Source organism: Methylophaga pinxianii (genome assembly GCF_020447225.1).
Lineage (GTDB): Bacteria > Pseudomonadota > Gammaproteobacteria > Nitrosococcales > Methylophagaceae > Methylophaga > Methylophaga pinxianii.
Genome location: NZ_JAJAEO010000095.1, coordinates 1 through 2,395, shown reverse-complemented (window position 1 = coordinate 2,395; position 2,395 = coordinate 1). Strand labels below are relative to the sequence as shown.

Annotated in this window: 2 protein-coding genes; both read left to right on the top strand. The window is 48.3% G+C overall.

The genetic code is table 11. From position 1 onward, the window contains the following. Positions 1–93: 93 nt before the first annotated feature. Entirely contained in the window at positions 94–1,587 is a 1,494-nt protein-coding gene (gene istA / locus LGT40_RS00595; protein ID WP_226071574.1) for an IS21 family transposase, read from the top strand. Continuing rightward, a complete protein-coding gene (gene istB, locus LGT40_RS00590; protein ID WP_226071572.1) occupies positions 1,580–2,332 on the top strand; it encodes an IS21-like element helper ATPase IstB in 753 nt (250 codons plus the stop codon). Before istA ends, istB begins: the two co-directional genes overlap by 8 nt. Positions 2,333–2,395: the final 63 nt, after the last annotated feature.

The following is a 2,395-nucleotide window of genomic DNA, read 5'->3' as shown; positions in this document are numbered from 1 at the left end:
TATTAAGCGACAATTACGGTGGCCGGTCTAGCGTCAATTATCTTGGCCGGTTGATCTGATAAGGTTCGGCACAGCAGAACAGAGGAGTTCACTGTGCCGGGAAGACGAATCACAGATCAACAGGTCACGATTTATATGAATCATAGAAAACAAAGCAGCCAAGTTGTTGCTGCCGCTAAAGCCGGCATTTCGGAGCGTTCGGCCCGGCGTATTGATAAATCCAATCAATCAACCAGCAATGGTCACCGCCATTGGCGTACACGTAACGATCCACTAAAGTCAGTATGGGAAACGATTGTTGTGCCGATACTGGAAGCGGATGAAGGCATTACTGCCGTTGGTGTTTTTGACCATCTTTGCGAATATCACACGGATAAGTTTCGTCCAGGATCGCGTCGAACACTTGAACGCCGTATTCGTAAATGGCGCTGTTTGCATGGTCCCAATAAGGATGTTGTCTTTATCCAGACCCATGAATATGGTGCATTAGGTATTGCTGACTTCACCCATGTTGCATCGCCGGTCACGATTGCCGGTGAACTGTTAAAACATATGCTCTTCCATTATCGGATGCCAGCGAGTAGCTGGGCATTCATTCAGGTTATTTATGGTGGTGAAAGTTTTGCGGCCCTCTCAGATGGACTTCAAAATGCCTTTCATGCAGCAGGCGGTGTGCCTAAGGAAGTCAGAACCGATAGTTTGAGTGCTGCGTATCGCAATCATGGCGATGTCGATGACTTCACAGAGCGTTTCGACGAACTGGTCAAGCACTATGGTTTTAAGGCCTCTCGCAATAACCGTGGTATTGCTCACGAGAATGGTGCAATTGAAGGACCTCACGGTCATATCAAGTCGCAACTTGAACAGGCACTAAAAATACGTGGCAGTCATGACTTCGAAAGCCGCGAAGCCTACGAGGCTTTTGTTGCCAGTGTTGTGGCGCGGCGTAATCGCCGCATCAGTGATAAATACCAGCTTGAGCAGCGACAATTACAAAAACTTCCCCGAGTGATGAGCGTCAATTACACCGAGCATTACGTGACGGTCTCACGCACGAGCACTATCGTTATCAAACGCGTGACATACACCGTCCCATCACGACTCGTTGACAGCCGGTTACTGGTACGCCTTTATGATAATCGCTTAGCGCTATTTTACGGCACTGATTTTGTTCTGGAGCTTGAGCGCATTTACGCTAGTAAAGGCTCGCGCGCCCGCAGCGTCAATTACCTGCATGTGATTGATGCGCTGGTGAAAAAGCCTCGCGCCTTTCGAAACTCGCAACTGCGAGACGACCTGTTACCGGACGACAATTACAAGGCCATATGGCAATACGTCAATGACACGTTAACTGCCGATAAAGCCAGCTATTACATGGTAAAAGTGCTCCATTTAGCGAAACAAAGTGGTTGTGAGCGGCAATTAGGCCGTTATATTGTCGCGTCAATTACAAAGCGACAATTACCGGCCATCCGCGAATGTGAAGAACGCTTTTTGGTGATTGCGCCTCGACAGCCCAGCCTGACTATCAAGCAGCACAGCCTGAGTTCGTACAGCAGTATGATACCGGGAGGTCTGCATGGATAACCAAACGGCATCATTACCGATAATGCTGAAACGGCTTAAGCTTGCAACCATGGTCAGCGAATGGGAATCGCTGGGTAAAAAAGCCATCAAAGAGCAGTGGCGTCCCCAGCACTATTTATCAGAGCTCTGCCATATTGAACTCGCGACGCGTGAAGATAAACGTTTGCAGCGACTGTTAAAAGACGCCCGGTTACCGGTCGGTAAAAACCTCGGCAACTTCGATTTTGATCTGGTGGATGGGATCTCAAAACATCGGCTTACTGACATAGTTAGCCAGCCTGGCTGGTTAAAACTCGGGGCCAATATCTTATTGTTCGGCGCCAGTGGACTTGGTAAAACCCACATCGCCAGCGGCATTGGTTATGGGCTCATTCAGCAGGGCTACAAAGTTAAGTTCATCGCAGCGTCAGCTATCGTTCAACAATTGCAACAGGCCAAGCAACATCTACGCCTGCAGGATGAACTGTTAAAGCTTGATAAATACCATCTGCTCATTGTTGATGATGTGGGTTACGTTCGTAAAACAGAGCAGGAAACCAGCGTATTGTTTGAGTTAATCGCACACCGCTACGAAAGGCACAGCATGATCATCACATCAAATAAATCCTTCGAGCAATGGGATGAGCTATTTGACGACTCGACGATGACCATCGCAGCCATAGACAGGCTCGTGCATCATGCAACTATCCTTCATTGTGAAGGTGAGAGTTACCGGCGCAAAATGGCAATGAGCAAGGGTAGTTAGGGATCGACATCAACCGGCCAGGATAATTGTCGGTAAACCGGCCAAGATAATTGACGCTAAATA

What these genes read in the sequence shown, in the direction of transcription:
- istB (WP_226071572.1), top strand. Translation starts at nt 1,580, where the DNA reads ATGGATAACCAAACGGCATCATTACCGATAATGCTGAAACGGCTTAAG.